General features: G+C 73.7%; 16 protein-coding genes. 6 read left to right on the top strand and 10 right to left on the bottom strand.

Going from position 1 to position 16,153, the window contains the following annotated elements; all coding sequences use genetic code 11:
- The first annotated feature begins 63 nt into the window (after positions 1 to 63).
- Entirely contained in the window at positions 64 to 1,065 is a 1,002-nt protein-coding gene (locus tag ABZ898_RS06175; RefSeq protein ID WP_361653325.1) for a WYL domain-containing protein, read from the top strand.
- On the opposite strand, the gene ABZ898_RS06170 is transcribed toward ABZ898_RS06175, so the two are convergent.
- The 6 genes from ABZ898_RS06170 to ABZ898_RS06145 all read right to left on the bottom strand — a co-directional run bounded on the left by ABZ898_RS06170 (position 1,056) and on the right by ABZ898_RS06145 (position 6,267).
- Positions 1,056 to 1,994: an SDR family oxidoreductase gene (locus ABZ898_RS06170; RefSeq protein ID WP_361653323.1), complete on the bottom strand. Its 939-nt coding sequence runs from the start codon at positions 1,992 to 1,994 to the stop codon at positions 1,056 to 1,058. The genes ABZ898_RS06175 and ABZ898_RS06170 overlap by 10 nt on opposite strands.
- A 132-nt stretch (positions 1,995 to 2,126) precedes the next feature.
- Positions 2,127 to 3,023, bottom strand: a complete 897-nt coding sequence (locus ABZ898_RS06165; protein ID WP_361653321.1) for a sucrase ferredoxin — start codon at positions 3,021 to 3,023, stop codon at positions 2,127 to 2,129.
- A gap of 10 nt (positions 3,024 to 3,033) precedes the next feature.
- Positions 3,034 to 4,239, bottom strand: coding sequence for a cupin domain-containing protein (locus ABZ898_RS06160; protein ID WP_361653319.1), 1,206 nt, complete (start codon positions 4,237 to 4,239; stop codon positions 3,034 to 3,036).
- Entirely contained in the window at positions 4,236 to 4,598 is a 363-nt protein-coding gene (locus ABZ898_RS06155; RefSeq protein WP_361653317.1) for a BatC protein, read from the bottom strand. Before ABZ898_RS06155 ends, ABZ898_RS06160 begins: the two co-directional genes overlap by 4 nt.
- A gap of 167 nt (positions 4,599 to 4,765) precedes the next feature.
- On the bottom strand, positions 4,766 to 5,353 hold the full coding sequence (locus tag ABZ898_RS06150; protein ID WP_361653316.1) for a lytic transglycosylase domain-containing protein: 588 nt from the start codon (positions 5,351 to 5,353) through the stop codon (positions 4,766 to 4,768).
- A gap of 98 nt (positions 5,354 to 5,451) precedes the next feature.
- Positions 5,452 to 6,267 carry an SAM-dependent methyltransferase gene (locus ABZ898_RS06145; RefSeq protein WP_361653314.1) on the bottom strand — a complete coding sequence of 272 codons (816 nt, stop codon included), beginning with the start codon at positions 6,265 to 6,267 and terminating at the stop codon, positions 5,452 to 5,454.
- On the opposite strand from ABZ898_RS06145, the gene ABZ898_RS06140 reads away from it, so the two are divergent.
- Positions 6,194 to 7,744 (top strand): PP2C family protein-serine/threonine phosphatase, encoded by a 1,551-nt coding sequence (locus tag ABZ898_RS06140; protein WP_361653312.1) that lies wholly within the window; start codon positions 6,194 to 6,196, stop codon positions 7,742 to 7,744. The genes ABZ898_RS06145 and ABZ898_RS06140 overlap by 74 nt on opposite strands.
- A 6-nt stretch (positions 7,745 to 7,750) precedes the next feature.
- Here ABZ898_RS06140 and ABZ898_RS06135 read toward each other — a convergent pair whose 3' ends face one another.
- Complete coding sequence (locus ABZ898_RS06135; protein WP_361653310.1) at positions 7,751 to 8,191, bottom strand: ATP-binding protein; 441 nt, start codon at positions 8,189 to 8,191, stop codon at positions 7,751 to 7,753.
- Positions 8,192 to 8,353: 162 nt separating this feature from the next.
- Here ABZ898_RS06135 and ABZ898_RS06130 point away from each other — a divergent pair, with 162 nt between their 5' ends.
- From ABZ898_RS06130 to ABZ898_RS06120, 3 genes are read left to right on the top strand one after another with little or no spacing between them, the layout of a single operon-like run.
- The gene (locus tag ABZ898_RS06130; protein ID WP_361653308.1) at positions 8,354 to 9,232 is read left to right on the top strand and encodes a helix-turn-helix transcriptional regulator; all 879 of its coding nucleotides are present in this window, start codon (positions 8,354 to 8,356) and stop codon (positions 9,230 to 9,232) included.
- Positions 9,229 to 9,486 carry a DUF397 domain-containing protein gene (locus ABZ898_RS06125; RefSeq protein ID WP_361653306.1) on the top strand — a complete coding sequence of 86 codons (258 nt, stop codon included), beginning with the start codon at positions 9,229 to 9,231 and terminating at the stop codon, positions 9,484 to 9,486. Before ABZ898_RS06130 ends, ABZ898_RS06125 begins: the two co-directional genes overlap by 4 nt.
- Before the next feature lie 35 nt (positions 9,487 to 9,521).
- Positions 9,522 to 10,328, top strand: coding sequence for an SAM-dependent methyltransferase (locus tag ABZ898_RS06120; RefSeq protein WP_361653304.1), 807 nt, complete (start codon positions 9,522 to 9,524; stop codon positions 10,326 to 10,328).
- A 75-nt stretch (positions 10,329 to 10,403) separates the two neighbouring features.
- On the opposite strand, the gene proP is transcribed toward ABZ898_RS06120, so the two are convergent.
- On the bottom strand, positions 10,404 to 11,900 hold the full coding sequence (proP, locus tag ABZ898_RS06115) for a glycine betaine/L-proline transporter ProP (RefSeq protein ID WP_361653302.1): 1,497 nt from the start codon (positions 11,898 to 11,900) through the stop codon (positions 10,404 to 10,406).
- 187 nt (positions 11,901 to 12,087) lie between these two features.
- On the opposite strand from proP, the gene ABZ898_RS06110 reads away from it, so the two are divergent.
- Entirely contained in the window at positions 12,088 to 13,605 is a 1,518-nt protein-coding gene (locus tag ABZ898_RS06110) for an MFS transporter (protein WP_361653300.1), read from the top strand.
- Positions 13,606 to 13,622: 17 nt separating this feature from the next.
- Here ABZ898_RS06110 and ABZ898_RS06105 read toward each other — a convergent pair whose 3' ends face one another.
- Together ABZ898_RS06105 and ABZ898_RS06100 are read right to left on the bottom strand one after the other, a co-directional pair.
- Complete coding sequence (locus tag ABZ898_RS06105; protein WP_361653298.1) at positions 13,623 to 14,750, bottom strand: amidinotransferase; 1,128 nt, start codon at positions 14,748 to 14,750, stop codon at positions 13,623 to 13,625.
- A 67-nt stretch (positions 14,751 to 14,817) separates the two neighbouring features.
- Positions 14,818 to 16,134: a GAF domain-containing SpoIIE family protein phosphatase gene (locus tag ABZ898_RS06100; protein WP_361653296.1), complete on the bottom strand. Its 1,317-nt coding sequence runs from the start codon at positions 16,132 to 16,134 to the stop codon at positions 14,818 to 14,820.
- Positions 16,135 to 16,153: the final 19 nt, after the last annotated feature.

Genomic DNA, 16,153 nt, shown 5'->3' with positions numbered 1-16,153 from the left:
GGGCGAGCGTGGGCGGGCGTCCCCGCCGGGGCGCCCGCCCGGCCGGTGCACGATGCTTGAGCCATGCGTGCCGCCCGTCTGATCCGCATGGCGCTTCTCGTCCAGTCCAGCCCCGGCCTGACCGCCGACGCCCTCGCCCGTGAGCTGGAGGTCTCCCGGCGTACGGTGATCCGCGACGCGCAGGCGCTCCAGGAGGCGGGCGTGCCGATCCGGGCCGAGCGCGGCCGGGCGGGCGGCTATCACCTGGCGCCGGGGCACCGGACCCGGCTCACCACGCTGCACCCCACCGAGGCCGAGACGCTGTACCTCTCCGGTCTGCCCTCCGCCCTGCGCGATCTCGGGCTGTCGGACGCGGCGGACACCGCCCGGCTGAAGCTGTCCGCCACCCTGCTCCCCTCGCTGCGCGCGGCGGCCGAGTCCTCGGTACGCCGTTTCCACCTGGACGCCCCGGCCTGGTTCCGGGAGCCGTCGGCACCGGAGCTGCTGCCGGAGCTGGCCCGTGCCGTGTGGGCCGACCGTCCGGTCGCGCTCACCTACGCCCGGCCGGGCCGGGACGACACGGTGACCCGGCTGCTGGAGCCGTACGGGCTGGTCCTCAAGGCGGGTGTCTGGTACGTCGTGGGCCGGGTGCCGGCCGGGCGGGACGGGGACTGGCGCACGTACCGCGTCGACCGGGTGACGGCCCTCTCCCCCGCCGGGGACGGGGCCTTCGTCCGCGATCCCGCCTTCGACCTGGCCGGGTACTGGCGGGCCAACGCCGCCGAGTTCGCCCGGACACTGCTGCGGTCGACGGCCACCCTGCGCCTGACCGAGCGCGGGATGGTCCGCCTGCCGGCCGTGGCCGACCCGGCCGGGCTCGCCGGGGCGCTGGCGTCCGCGAGCGCCCCGGACCGCGCGGGCCGGGTCACGCTCGAACTGGCCGTGGAGTCGGAGGAGGTCGCGTTCGCCCGGCTCGGCGAGCTGGGCGCCGACGTGGAGGTGCTGGCCCCCGAGAGCCTGCGCGCCCGCTTCCGCGAGCACGCGGCGGTCCTGGCCGCGCTGTACGGCGCGAGCGGTCAGCGGTAGTCGTCGGGCGTGCCCTCCTTGCCGCCGGACTTGACCTCCTCGAAGTAGGCCCAGGCGTCCGGCCGGCTGCCGTCCACGTCCGTCAGGCCGTAGGTCCGGGCGAGTTCCGCGCTGGAGGTGGACCTGCCGTTCCAGCGGGCGGCGCGGCCGGGGTCGGCGGCGAGCGCGGCGACGCCCCGGGCGAGGTAGGCGGGCGACTCGGCGGTGGCGAAGTCGGGCTCCTGGAGGGCGGCGTCGCGCCAGTTCTCCTCGGTGACGCCGAAGTGGGCGAGCATCTGCTCCGAGCGCAGGAAGCCAGGTGTGACGGCGACGGCGGTGCCGCCGTACTCCGCGAGTTCCTCGCCCAGGCCGAAGGCGATGCGGATGGGGGCGTTCTTGGCGAGGTCGTAGTACAGGTTCTCGCGGTACCGGCGGTTGAACACCGCCGTGCCGTCGGTCACCTCCACGTGCAGCGGGGCGTCGGAGCGGATGAGCAGCGGGAGGGCGAGGGCGGCGGTGATGACGTGCGAGCGCACCCCGAGTTCCAGGATGCGCAGCCCGTCGTCGAGGGGGGTCTCCCAGCTCTTCTTGCCGAAGACGGAACCGACCAGCAGGTGTTCGCCGCCCCAGAGGTCGTTGACGAGGATGTCGAGCCGCCCGTGCTCGCGGTCGATCCGCGCGGTGAGCGCCCGTACCTGGTCGGGGTCCAGGTGGTCGGTGGGCACGGCGGTCCCGGTGCCCCCGGCCGCCGTGACCAGCTCGGCCGTCTCCTCGATGGTCTCGGTGCTCCGGCCGACTTCGCTGGCCCGCTCGCGGGTGGTGCGTCCGGTGACGTACACGGTGGCGCCGGCCCGGCCGAGCTCGACGGCCAGCGCCCGGCCGGCGCCGCGGGTCGCTCCGGCGACGAGGGCGACGCGTCCGGACAGTGGCCTGGTGGGGTCTGTGGTCATGTCTCCACGGTGCACGCCAAAGGTGACAGTCCGCGTCACCTTTCTTTCTCGGAGGTGGTGATCCCGTCGCCGACCACCGAGAACGCGGTGTCGCGGTGTGCGTCGTGTTCGGCCGGACGGGCGACCTCGAAGTCAAGCGGAGCTGATGGACCGCACCTCGTAGGCGACGGCGGGACCGGGCACGGGGCCCTGGCAGGTCAGCCGGTACGGGCCGGTGCGGTGCGCGTGCACCTCGATGTCGAAGGCGGTGGGCCGGGGCGCGTGGAGTTCGACGCGGAGCCGCCAGTCGTCGCCGTCGCGGGCGGTGGCGGTGACCGTGTAGGCGTGGCGTCCGGCCGGGCCGAAGCGTGCCAGCAGGGCGGCGACGGCGACCTGCTGGGGCGGGGCGAGGTCGGTGTACCCGCGCAGGTGGTCCGGGGGGATGCGGCCGGCCAGGTGCTCCTCGACCGCCTCCACGGCCGACGCGGGGTCGAGACGCCCGTAGTAGACGCCGTCGGGCACGACGACGACGTTGGCGGCGAACCGGTCCCCGCCCACGTGGGTGCACTCCCACACGAGGTTCGGCCAGCGTTCGCCGAGCACCCGCGCCACGGGCCGGCCGCGCACGGCGCAGCAGATGTCGTGCTGGCCGTGGGCGCAGACCAGGACGACGGGCGGGAGGTCGAGGTGACCGGGTGTCCGGAGCGCCTCGGCGATCTCCAGGAGGTCCTGGTCGCGGCTCCAGGTGCCCCAGCGCTGGCGGTAGGCGCCCGCGGGCTCGTAGTGCAGTACGGCCCACCGGCCGGGCCCCTCGGGTCTGGGCCGGACGAGGCGCCTGATCAGGAAGATCCGGGCCCGTACCTCGTGGGCGGCGGACCAGACGCGGGCCTTGGTCTCCGGGTCGAGGGCGATGCCGTCGTAGCCGTTGGACGGCCAGGCGCCCCGGTACTCGATCAGCACCCAGACGGCGCCGCGCGGCGCCGTGCCCGCGAGCGGGTCGCCGCGCATCCGGGCGGCGTCGGCGCAGAAGAAGCGGTCCGGGGTCGTCACCGGGCGGCCGCTACGTTCGGGCGGGCACCAGCACGCCCGCGCGGAGCAGTCTCCGGGCGAGGTCGAGGCCCAGGTCGGCGGCGGTACGGACGTCGCCGTCCAGCAGGCGGGTCACCGCCGGCAGGTCGGCGGCGGGGAGGTCGAGCCGGCCGACGCGGGTCGTCAGGCGCGCTCCCTCCAGGCGGGCTTCCAGCGCGTCGCGCAGCCGCACGGGCGAGCCGGGGCCGAGCGCGTCGAGGGCGGCGAGCTGGGCCAGCGGCCCGAGCGGGGCCGGGCGGCCCTGGCCGCGCCGGGTGCGGTGGAGGCCGGGCGCCGCGTCGCATTCCGCGACGGCCGCGGCGAGGCGTTCCCGGACGGCGTCCACAGCGTGGGCCGCGGCGTCGGCACCCAACGGCAGCGAGGCGCGGGCCCACGGGTCCTCGCGCAGCCCGGCCAGGGCGGCCTCGGCGAGCTGTTCGGCCAGCGCGTAGCGGGTCCAGACGTGGATGCCGAGGGTCAGGTGGACGGAGACCTCGCCCTTGGCGCGGGCGGCGTGCAGCCAGCCGCGCGGCAGGTAGAGGACGTCCCCGGGCTCCAGCACGGTGTCGATGTACGCGGGTCCCCGCGCGGCCTCGGCGACGGCCTCGCGGTGCCCGGTCCAGGGCTGGTCCCTGAGCGGGTCCGGGTGGACCGGTTCGCGTACGAGCCAGCGTTTGGCGCCCTGGATCTGGACGACGAAGACGTCGTGGACGTCGTAGTGGTCGTCGAAGCCCTGGCTCTGCGGCGGGGTGACATAGGCATTGGCCTGCACCGGGTGCCCCAGTTCCGCGCTCAGCTGGGCGCACAGGTCCCCGACGGGAGCCCAGGTGCGCTGGAGGGCCTGGAGGACGAGCGTGGCGCCGTCCGCGAACAGCCGCATGAGGGCGGTGTCGTCGAGCTGGTCGGACACGGTCGCGCCGACGCCGCCGGACGAGGTGTAGGAGGTCTCCGGGAGCACGTTGCCGTCCCGGGCGACGCGCAGGAACGGGGTGCGCAGCCCCCGGCGGGAGAGGAGTTCGTCGACGGCGCCGGCGTCGAGGACGTCGGAGAAGTCGCCCGCGCCGCGGGTGAGGAGGGCGGTGCGCGACCAGACGTCCCGGGCGAAGTCGCCGGGGCTCAGACCGGTCAGGCGGCCCTCCAGAATCCCGGTACCCGTGGCGGGCCCGGGATTCCGGGTGCCGGTGCCATCGCCGGTCAAGAGCCGTTACCGGCGCCGCCGTCCGCGCCGCCGTCGTGGACGCCGGGCTCACCGGCCGCGCCGCCGTCGGCCGGACCCTCGGCGCCGTGGTCCGCCCCGTGGTCCGCGCCGCCGTCGGCACCGCCGTCGTGGACGCCCGGTGTCCCGGCCGCGCCACCGTCCGCGGGACCCTCGGCCCCGCTGTCGGCTCCGCTGTCCGCGCCACCGTCGGCACCTCCGTCGTGGACGCCCGGTGTCCCGGCCGCGCCGCCGTCCGCGGGTCCTTCCGCGCTGCCGTCGGCGCCGCCGTCGTGGACGCCGGGCTCGCCGGCCGCGCCGCCGTCCGCGGGACCCTCGTGCTGGTGATCGGAAGTAGCCACGGTTCCTCCTCGTCGTCCGACGTGAGGTGCCCCGCCGCCCGGCCGAAGGGAGCGGCCGGTGCGGCCGGCGCCGTAAGGGCGTTCCGGCCGGGGCACTGCGACTACCGTCACCCAGAAACCGGCCGGCTGCATCCGGTGGCCCGGGACCGGTGTGCGGGCGCCGAGGCTCAGCCGGCCGCCGCGTCCGTGCCGTCCGGCCGGCCGCCCCGCGCCAGGGCGCGCGCGGCCCGGCTCCGGCGGGCGCGGAAGCGCCGCAGGTAGGACCGTGCCATGGGCCCCGGGGGCACACCGCGCGCGAAGGCCCGCATGTTCCGCTCCCCCGCGTTGTAGCCGAGGGCGAGGAGTTCGTCGCGGGTGTAGCGGCGCACGTGGCGCCGGGGCAGGACCCGGTCGAGGTCGCCGAGGTGCAGGGCCGCCACGCGGAGGGCGAACGCGGGGTCGTCCCGCAGGTCCTGCCACCGCCCGGAAAGGCCGTGCTCGCGCCGGACCGACTCGAAGGCCGCCCGGTGCATGTTGGCCACGCCGAAGGACGCGCCGGGCTTCCACCACTGCCAGAGCCGTTCGAGCAGCGGGTGGTGCGGTTTGTACGCCTCGTTGTGCAGCACGGTCATCAGCAGCACCGGCGAGATCCCGGCCGCCTCGGCGGCGCGCGCCACGGTCTCCGCGTAGTCGGCCGGGTCGTAGCCGCCGGGCCGCAGGGGCGGGGTCGGGGCCCCGCCGCGCCCGTCCCGCGCCGACGTCGTTCTCGCGCTCATCTGTACGGCTCGCTCCCTGCCACCGGCCGGACGGCGGCACGTCCGCCGTCCCTGGCCTCCGGGTGCCCGGGCGCCGCGGGGTCAATCCCCGCGGCCGGCTACTCGGCCGGGGTGCGGCCGACGCCCGCGTACACCCAGTACTCCGTCGGGTTGTCCGGCACCGGGTTCGCCGGGTCCGGGCGCCACAGCGGGACGTGGACCAGGCCGGGCCCGGTGAGCTCGAAGCCGTCGAAGAGGCCGAGGATCTCGTCGTGGGAGCGGGCGGTCACCGGGGAGGTGGCGCGTGACCGGTAGAGCTGTCCGACGGCGGCGGCCGTGTCGGGGCGGTCCTGGTTGGTCGCGTGGGACATGGCCAGCCAGCTTCCGGCGGGCAGCGCGTCGCGGAAGGCGCGCACGATGCCGCCGGGGTCCTCCTCGGGGGTGATGAAGTGCAGGATCGTGATCATCAGTACGGCGACGGGCCGGTCGAAGTCGATCAGCTTGCGCAGTCTCGGCGAGTTGAGGATGTCGGCGGGCCTGCGGATGTCGCCGTCGATGATGTCGGCGTGCGGGTTGTCCGCGAGCAGGGACGCGCTGTGCGCCACGGCCACGGGGTCGTTGTCGACGTACACCACCCGGGCGTCCGGGTCGGCCGCCTGCGCCACCTCGTGGACGTTGCCCTGGGTGGGGATGCCCGAGCCGAGGTCGATGAACTGCCGGACCCCCGAGTCCATCAGGAAGCGCACGGCGCGGCCGAGGAAGTCCCGGTTGGCGCGGGCCAGGGTGCGCACCTGGGGGTCGATGGCGGTGAAGGCGGCCACCGCCTCGCGGTCTATGGCGAAGTTGTGCTGCCCGCCCAGCATGGCGTCGTACATCCTGGCCACGCTCGCCTTGTCGGGCTCCGCTCCGAGACCCGCGATCGCACTGTCGGACATCACAACTCCCGTCTCATGCACCTCACTTGATGGATCATCATATAATTTCACGGACCGATGGGCGGCACCCTTCACTCCCGCCGCACGGCTCACGCCTCCAGCCCGGAAAGGCACGACTCTGCGGAACGACCCGCGCGGCCGTATCGACGATCCACCCCCCGCCCGGCCCTCGCCGCGCCGGCCGCTCCTCTCCCCCGCCGCCGACGCCCTCGGCTCCGCGCTCGATCTGCCCCTGACCGGCAGCCAGTTCACCCACGCGCTGACGCCCGCCTTCGCCGACGCGGCGTCGGTGTACCTGCTGGAGCGCTGGCGCCGGGGCGAGTTCGCCCGCGCGACGGCCAACCCGCCGCGCATCGAGGCGCACCGGCTGGCGCTGCGGGTGGGCGCGGACGCGCGCGAGGACTGGGAGAAGCTGCTGCCGGTCGGCGAGGTGATCGTCTTCCCCCGCGAGACGCCCTACGCCCGCGCGATGGCCTCCGGGCAGGCGCAGTTGCTCGACTCGGTGGACCCGCACACCTCCGCGCGGCTCATCGCCTCCGGCAGCGGGGACGCGCGTGTGGGCGAGCTGCTGCGGGCGGCCTCCTTCCTCGTCGTGCCGCTGCGGCTGGGCGGCACCACGCTCGGCTTCGTGGCGTGCACCCGCGGCCCGGACCGGGCGCCGTTCGGCCCCGCCGAGGTGGCCGCGGTGGAGGCGCTGGCCGCGCGGGCCTCGGTGGCGCTGGACAACGCCCGCCGCTACGAGCACGAGCGGCGCACCACCCTGGCCATCCGGGGCAGCCTGCCGTCGGGCACGCTCCAGGGCGTGGAGGGCTGCCGGGTCGCCCACGGCTCACTGCCCGCCGGGCGGGACACGCTGATCGGCGGCGACTGGTACGACGTGCTGCGGCGGCCCGGCGGCCGGGTGGGCCTGGTGGTGGGCGACGCCATGGGTCACGGCCCGGAGTCGGCCGTCGCCATGCTCCAACTACGCACCGCCATCAGGGCCTTCGCCGGGTTCGACATACCGGCGGTCGACCTGGTGCGGCGGCTGGACGCGCTCGCCAGCGACACGCCGGGTGCCTCCTTCGCCACCTGCGTGTACGCCGAGTGGTCGCCCGGGGAGCACACCTGCACCGTGGTGAGCGCCGGTCATCCTCCGCCGCTGCTGCGCGGCCCGGACGGGCGGACCGCCCCGCTCGCCCTGACCGGGCCCGGGCTTCCGCTGGGACTCGGTACGGGCCACTACGACGCGACGGTGTTCACCATCGAGGAGCCGGCGCTGCTGGTGCTCTACAGCGACGGCCTGGTCGAGTCCCGCGACGCCGACATCGACCACCAGATATCCCGGCTGGCGGCCTCGCTGGACGCCGCGGCCGCCACCGGCCCCGGCACCGGCCTGGACGCGCTGTGCGCGCGTCTGCTGGACACGCCGTCCGGCGCCGGCGCGGCCGACGACCGCACCCTGCTGCTGGCCGAACTGACGCCCGCCGAGGGCTGACCGGCGTCATGGGCTCAGGGTCGCCCACACCGCGTTGCCGCTGGTGAGCCGGGACCGGTCGACACCCCAGGAGTCGGCGAACTGCTCGACGAGCAGTAACCCGCGCCCCCCTTCGTCGTCGGGGCCGGCGTCCCGCCGGGACAGGCCGCGGCCGGAGTAGTCGTGGTCGTGCACCTCGATGCGCAGCCGGCCGGAGCCGACGAGGCCGATGCCGCACAGGATGCGCACGCTGCAGGTGTGCAGGACGGCGTTGGTGGCGAGTTCGGACACGAGCAGCACGGCGTCCGCGCGCAGTCCGGAGGGCAGCCGCCACCCGCTGAGCCGGTCCCTCATGGAGCGGCGGGCGATCCTGACGCTGGAATGGTGCGAGCGCAGCGTGATCCAGTGCGTGAGGTCGGGGTCGGCGACGTCCAACAGGTCGGGTGACGAGGTCGTGGTGGGGGGCACGATGCTTGCCTTCCGTGAGGCGGTCACTCAAGTAACTATGCTCGCAACCGAGTTCAGGCTGCAACCAACTCCCTGATAATTACAGAGAGCCGCTATCCGTCTGGTTGATTCACCAACTCCCTGTCACACTTGCAGGAGTGACAGCCCATCAGGAGGTAGGGCGTGAGTGAAGGCCGTTCGAGCGCGGGCAGCACCGGCAGCGCCCCGACCGTGCTGCGCATGGTCCTGGGCCGCAGGCTGCAGGAGCGGCGCCTGGAAGCGGGTGTGTCGCTGGAGGACGCGGCGCGGGCGCTCAGGGTCACCGCCCTGACCATCCGCCGGCTGGAGAAGGCCGAGGTGGCTCTCAAGCCCCTCTACGTCGAGAAGCTGCTCGACACGTACGGCGCCGGCCGGCAGGAGCGGGACGAGTTCGTCGCCTTCGCCGAGCGCGCCAACGAGCCCGGCTGGTGGCACGCCTACCGTGACGTGGTGCCGGGCTGGTTCAGCGCGTACGTGAGCCTGGAGACCGGGGCGAGGACCCTGCGCACCTACGAGCCGCACTACGTGACGGGACTGCTCCAGACCCGCGCGTACGCGCGTGCCGTGCTGAGCGGCGGTTTCCCGAACGAGGGCGACGAGGAGTTGGAGCGCCGCGTGGACCTGCGGCTGCGCCGCCAGGCCCTGCTGGAGCGCGCCGACTCGCCCACGCTGTGGGTCGTGATGGAGGAGGCCGTCCTGCACCGGGCGGTGGGCGGCCCCGAGGTGATGCGCGAGCAGATCGAACGGCTGCTGGAGGTCTCGGAGCTGGGGCATGTGAGCGTCGACGTCGTCCCGTTCACCGCCGGGGCCCACGTGGGCGCGTGCGCGCCGTTCACGTACTTCCGGTTCGCGGAGCCCGAGCTGCCGGACATCGTCTACAGCGAGATCCTCTCCGGCGCGATGTACCTGGACCAGCGCTCCGACGTCGTCGCCCATCTGGAGGCGCACAACCGCATGTCCCTGCTGTCCTCCGACGCGCAGAGCAGGGCGCTGTTGAACCGCATGCGCAAGGAGTACTCATGACAGCCATCGACGACCGCGGCCGCGCCTACAACGGGATGCCCGCCTCCGACCTCGGTGAGCAGGGATGGGAGTCGCCGTGGAGCGGGCCCAACGGCGGCCAGTGCGTGCAGACCAAGCGGCTCGCCGACGGGCGGGTGGCGCTGCGCCAGTCGACCGACCCCGCCGGACCCGCGCTGATCTACACCCCGGAGGAGATCACCGCGTTCGTCGCGGGGGTCAAGCGGGGCCTCGCCGACCATCTGACCACCGGCTGACTTCTCCCCCCACGCACACACCGAAGAGGGACAGGATGACCAACTCACACACGGCGCGGGACATCGACACCAGCAGGCCCCACTCCGCCCGCATGTACGACTACTACCTGGGCGGCAAGGACCACTTCGAGGCGGACAAGCACGCCGCCGAGGCCGTGGCGTCGGCCTATCCCGGCATCTTCGTGTGCGCCCGTGAGAACCGCGCGTTCATGCACCGCGCCACCCGGGTGCTCGCGCGGGAGCACGGCATCCGGCAGTGGCTGGACATCGGCACCGGCATCCCCACCGAGCCGAACCTGCACCAGGTGGCCCAGTCCGTGGTCACCGACGCGCGGGTGGTGTACGCGGACAACGACCCGCTCGTCCTCAAGTACGCCGAGCGCCTGATGCGCAGCACCGCAGAGGGCCGTACCGCCTACATAGAGGCGGACGTCAACGACCCGCAGTCGCTGCTGGACGCCCCCGAGCTGACCGACGTCCTGGACATGAAGCGGCCGGTGGCGCTGTCCCTGAACGCGCTGATGCACTTCGTGCCGGACGACCGGGACCCGTACGGCATCGTCTCCCGGCTGCTGGACGTGCTCCCCTCGGGCAGCGCGCTCGCCCTGAGCCACTGCACGCCCGACTTCGACGGGCCCACCTGGCAGAAGGTCACGGACATCTACAACAACGCCGGGACCCCGGTGCAGTTCCGCTCCCGGGCCGACGTGGCGCGCTTCTTCGACGGGCTGGAGCTGCTGGAGCCCGGCGTCTCGGTGGGTCACCGCTGGCGCCCGGACGGCGAACCGGCCGCCACCGACGCCGAGGTCAGCCTGTGGACCGCGGTGGGCATCAAGCCGTAGCGTCCCGGCCCCGGACGACGACGCCCCCGTGCCCAGAAGGCCGGGGGCGTCGTGCCGTACGGACGGCAGCGCGGGTCAGAACTTCGGCGAGGGGACCTGCGCCTGGACGATCTCCGCGGCCTCCTTCTCCGTCTCCACGGCGGGCGGCGAGCCCGCGAGCGGCTTGTTCGCCGTCTCCTTCATGCACAGCACCGCGACGACACCGACGACCGCGGCCGCGGTGGCGTAGTAGGCGGGCATCAGGTTGGTGTGGAAGACGCTGATCAGGTAGGTGATCACCAGCGGGGTCGTGCCGCCGAAGATCGAGGTGGCGAGGTTGTAGGCCACCGAGAGGGAGCCGTAGCGCACCTGCGTCGGGAAGATCGCCGGGAGCGCCGCCGACATCGTGCCGAGCATCGCCACCAGGGAGAGCCCCAGCATGAGCAGGCCGACCGCGATGAGGACGACACTGCCCTGCCGGATGAGCAGGAAGGCCGGCACGGACAGGAAGAGGAAGCCCAGCATCCCGGCCATCAGCAGCGGCTTGCGCCCGAAGCGGTCCGAGAGCCGGCCGACCTGGCTGATGACGCACATCTGGAGCACCATCACCAGCAGCAGGATCAGCAGCCCGTGGTTGGTGGGGTAGCCCAGCTCGTCCGACAGGTAGGTCGGCATGTACGACAGCAGCATGTAGTCGGTGATGTTGTACGCCGCGACGAGCGCGAGGCACAGCACCAGCGGCCGCCAGTGCCGGGTGAAGATCTTGCCCAGGTCGGCGGTGGCGGAGGTCTCCACCGCGTCGGCGGCCTCGCTCGCGTGGACGTGGCCGCCCTCCAGCTTCTGGAAGGCGGGCGTCTCGTCGAGCTTGAGCCGCAGGTAGAGGCCGATGAGGCCGAGCGGGGCGGCGACCAGGAAGGGGATGCGCCAGCCCCAGTGCAGCATCTGCTCGTCGCTGAAAACGGTGCTCAGGATCACGACCAGGCCGGAGGCCCCGACGTAACCGGCGAGCGTGCCGAACTCCAGGAAGCTGCCGAAGAACCCGCGCCGCTTGTCCGGGGCGTACTCCGCGATGAAGGTGGAGGCGCCGCCGTACTCACCGCCGGTCGAGAAGCCCTGGACCAGCCGGAAGAAGATCAGCAGGGCCGGGGCCCACAGGCCGATCGCGGCGTGCGAGGGGATCAGCCCGATGGCGAAGGTGCCCACCGCCATCATGATCATGGTCATGGACAGGACGCGCTTGCGGCCGATCTTGTCGCCGAGCGGCCCGAAGACCATGCCGCCGAGCGGACGCACCAGGAAGGCGACGGCGAAGGTGGCGAAGGAGCTGAGCAGCTGGACGGTGGCGTTCCCCGAGGGGAAGAAGACCCGGCCGAGGGTGGCGGCGAGGTAGCTGTAGATGCCGAAGTCGTACCACTCCATGGCGTTGCCGAGCGCGGCGGCCTTGGTCGCGCGCCGCACGGCGGCCTGGTCCGTCACCGTGATGTCGCTGCGGCGCAGCCTGGGGTTGCGCCGCCGCTCGATCGCACGGAACAGCACCCGGTGGCGTCTGACCGCGACGGGGTCCACCTGATCTTCGTTGTCGAGGGCCGCCATGGGTGTTCCTTTCGCCGTACACATGTCCAAGCAGAACACCTGCACCGTCTTCGCCCGCTCAAACGATCCTCTTCACTGTGCGGCCGCCCTGCTACCGAGGGTGATCGAAATGGGGCCGTACGAGTGCCGGGCGGCCTGCCGGGGAACTCGACCGCGCGGTGCCGTGTCCCCGGCGAGAGGAGTACTGGTGACTGCGTCGGCGTCGGCGTCGGGCGGTGGCCCGGCCGCCTCCGAGGACGGGTACGAGCCGGACCCCCGCCGCTGGCGGGCCCTGTGGGTGACCCTGGTCGCCGGGTTCATGAGTCTGCTGGACGTGACGATCGTCGCGGTGGCGCTGCCGACCGTCCAGCGGGATCTGCACGCCACCCCGGCCGAGGTGCAGTGGGTGGTGTCCGGGTACGCGCTGACCTTCGCGCTCGCCCTGGTCACCGCCGGGCGCCTGGGCGACGCGCTGGACCGGCGCCGCATCTTCCTGCTGGCGCTCAGCGGGTTCGTGATCTTCAGCGCGGCCTGCGGCGCGGCCCCGGACATCACCGCCCTCGTGCTCGCCCGGCTCTGCCAGGGACTGGCGGCCGGGTTCATGGCGCCGCAGAACTCGGCGTTGATCCAGCAGATGTTCCGGGGCGCGGAACGCGGCCGTGCCTTCGGCTTCTTCGGTGCCACCGTGGGCATCTCCTCCGCCGTCGGCCCCATCACCGGCGGCACGATCCTCGCCCTGGCCTCCGGCGAGCAGGGCTGGCGGTGGATCTTCTACGTCAACGTCCCCATCGGCCTCCTCGCGGTGCTGCTGGGCCGCCGCCTGCTGCCCCGCGTCGAGCGGTCGGGGCGGGGACGCGTGGACGTGGCGGGCGTGCTGCTGCTCGGGACCGGGGTGCTGGCGCTGATGTACCCGCTGGTCCAGGCGGACTCCGGCGGGATCGGGCGGCTGTGGTGGCTGTTCCCGGCCGCGGTCGTGCTGCTCACGGCCTTCGCGCTGTGGCAGCGGCGCCTGGTCGCCCGTGAGGCGCAGCCGCTGCTCGATCCGCGGCTGTTCACCACCGTGCGCGGCTACGCGGTCGGCGCCGGGGTGGGCACGCTGTACTTCGTCGGGTTCAGCGGCGTCTGGCTGGTGTTCGCCCTCTTCTACCAGCACGGCCTCGGCTACTCACCGCTCAGGTCGGGCCTGGCCGTGACCGCCTTCGCCCTCGGCTCGGCGAGCGCGGCGGTGCTCGCCGGGCGCTTGGTGGAACGATTCGGCCGGGTGCTCACCGTGTGCGGCCTGTCGGGAGTGATCGCCGGCCTGGGCGGCACCGCGCTGCTGCTGCGTTTCGCGCCGCTCGGGATCGCGCCCTGGGTGGCCGCTCCGCTGCTGTTCCTCGGCGGGATCGGCAGCGGTTTCGTGGTCTCCCCCAACATCACCATGACCCTGCGTGACGTGCCCGTGCGCATGGCCGGCGCGGCCGGGGGCGCGCTCCAGACGGGGCAGCGGCTCGGGGCCGCGGTGGGCACCGCCGCGCTGCCGGGCCTGTTCTACGTGGTGCTCGGCGACACCGGCGGCGACTACCGCACCGCTCTCGTCGCCGCGCTGGCCGCCGCGCTCGTGGGCATGGCCGCGTCCCTGGCGCTCGCCGCGTCCGACTGGCGGCGCGACCGGCCGGGGCGGCGCTCGCGCCGCAAGTGCCCGGAGGAGGTCGCCAACAGCCCGGTGCACGCCCGGCACACCTGACCGGGCCCCGGGGGCCGTCAGGAGAGGACGGACCGTGCCACGCCCCGGCGCCGGACGTCGAGCGTCGCGCAGTGGAACGAGCCGCCGAACGGCGCGTAGTGCAGCAGGTCGCACGGGACGGGCTCGAACCCCCACCGCTCCAGGGCCCGCAGCATGCCGGTGTGGTGGCGCTCCACGATCACGCGCTTCTCGTCGAGCATCAGCACGTTCATGCTGAGCCACCTGCCGCACATCGAGGCGACCTTCAGCAGGGGGTCGTGGATCGGGTCGGGCTCCGGCGCGACGAGCACGTCCCAGGACCTCAGGACGGCGGGCAGCCGGGCGACGTCGACGTACTCCGGGTTGACCATCACCTTGCCCGGCGCGAGCAGTACGAAGGTGGTGTCGATGTGCATGGGGGTACGGCAGCGGCTCTCGATCTCGTGGACGCGGTAGCGGGGCCCGAGGTGGCGGCGCACCCACTCGATGCCCATGCCGTTGGTGACGTTGCTGCGGGTCACGAAGAGGTCGTACCCGGCGCGCGCGAAGTCCGCCGCGTCGAAGACCGGCTCGAACTCGGTGAGGATGCGCCGCACGGGCTCGCCGGGTCCCGGTACGCGGAAGTCGTCCTCGTACAGCTCGTCGGTGAGCTGGGGCCTGGGGGCGGCCGTCCAGCGGGCGCCGCGCCGGAAGTAGTCCTTGAGGAGGCCCCGGTAGGAGTGGGTCTCGAAGTACCGGCAGGGCCAGGCCATCGGCGTCTCGATGATCTCGTCCCCGACGACGAGCATGCTGTCCCGGGGGCAGGTGTTGCAGAAGCCCCTGGCCGGCCAGTCCGGGGTGGCGAAGGGGCGCCGGTGGTCGACGGCGTCCGGGCGGGTGACGGTGACGCCGAGGGAGCGCAGCAGGTCGACGAACCGGTCGAGTTCGCGCTGCGCCCGCCTGACCAGCGTGCGGGGGTATCTGCGTCCGGCCGCCAGCCCCTGGAGCGCGGCGCCCCAGCGCGGCACGTTGCAGGAGACGACCGGGTGCCGGGAGGGGATCGTGGCGCCTTCGAGCCGCCCGACGATGATCTCCTCCAGCGGGTCCCATTCGGTGTGCGAGTTGACCGGGGAGGCCAGGGGTCCGGCTGTGGTCGTGGTCGTGGTCATGGTCGCGGAGGTCGGCATCACGCGGTCCCTTCGATCACGAAGGTAATTCGTTGGCAAAATCCCCTTTCGTACTTCTCCTACCACCTCAGGCGTCCCGCGACGCCTCCGGAGCGGAAGTCGGCAGGCGCAGGGCGATCAGGGCCACGTCGTCCTCGGCGTCCGGCGCGAGACCGGCCAGCAGTTCCTCGCACATGACGTCGAGGTCCTGGTCGACGAGGGCGGCCGCGTGCTGGCGCAGCCGGGTGAGGCCGTGGTCGAGCGACTCGCCCCGGCGTTCGACCAGGCCGTCGGTGTAGAGGATCAGGGTCCCGGCGGGCGGCAGGACCGCCCCGGCCCCGACCCGTTCGGCGCCGGGGTCGACGCCGAGGACCATGCCGCGGCCGGCGTCCAGATACGTGGTGTCCCCGGCCGGGGTGACCAGCAGCGGCGGCAGATGCCCGGCGGAGGCCCAGTCCAGCTGGTAGCGGCCGTCCTCCGGGCCCTTGAGCAGGGCGTAGACGCAGGTGGCGGTCTGGTGGGGGGAGAGCACGGACATCGCGAGGTCCAGACGGCGCAGGATGCGGCCGGGCGGCTCCTGGCGGTCGCAGGCGATACCGCGCAGCATGTTGCGGATCTGGCTCATGGCCACGGCGGCCTGGAGATCGTGCCCGGTGACGTCGCCGATGATCAGCGCGGTGTCCCCCTGGGGCAGCACGAAGCTGTCGTACCAGTCCCCGCCCACCTGGGCGGACGAGGTGGCGGGAGTGTAGCGGGCGGCGATGCGCAGGCCGTCGATGACCGGCAGGCGGGGCAGCAGGGAGCGCTGCATCCGCTCGGCGATGGTCTGCACCTCGGCGTGCAGCCGGGCGTTGTCGACCGCGAGTCCCACCCGGCGGGCCAGCCCCTCCACCAGCGCGAGGTCCCGCTCCTCGAACGGGGGCCGGTCGGCGTCGCGGACGAGGGTCAGCGCGCCGAGCGCCCGCCGCCGGGCCCTGAGCGGCGCGACGATGCCCGAGGCGCCGCCCAGGCGCCGGAACAGCTCGCTGTTCAGGGCGTGGAAGGGGTCGGTGGTCTCCCGCTCCGACGCGAACTGACCGGCCGACAGCAGCAGCGCGCCGGTACCGCGCAGCACCCGCGACCACGGGTCGTCGGCGTCCTCCCCCACTCCGGGCAGCAGGCCGGTCATGCCGACCAGTGCCGTGCCCGGGTCCCGGTGCGTGACGCAGACGCGCTCCACGCGGCCGTCCTCGTCCATGAGGTCGCCCACGCACCAGTCGGCCAGCGCCGGCACCAGCACCCGGCACACGCGGCGCATCCCCTCGTCCGCGTCGAGCGTGCTCGCGAGGACGGCGGCGGTCTGGTCCAGCAGCGTGAGCCGGTCCAGCGCCTCCTGCAACGCCGGTTCCACATCGGAGCTGTCCATGCAGGGCACGTACCCGGCA

The sequence above is a fragment of the Streptomyces sp. NPDC046860 genome, assembly GCF_040645115.1.
Taxonomy (GTDB): domain Bacteria; phylum Actinomycetota; class Actinomycetes; order Streptomycetales; family Streptomycetaceae; genus Streptomyces.
This window is presented reverse-complemented; position numbering and strand designations above follow the sequence as displayed.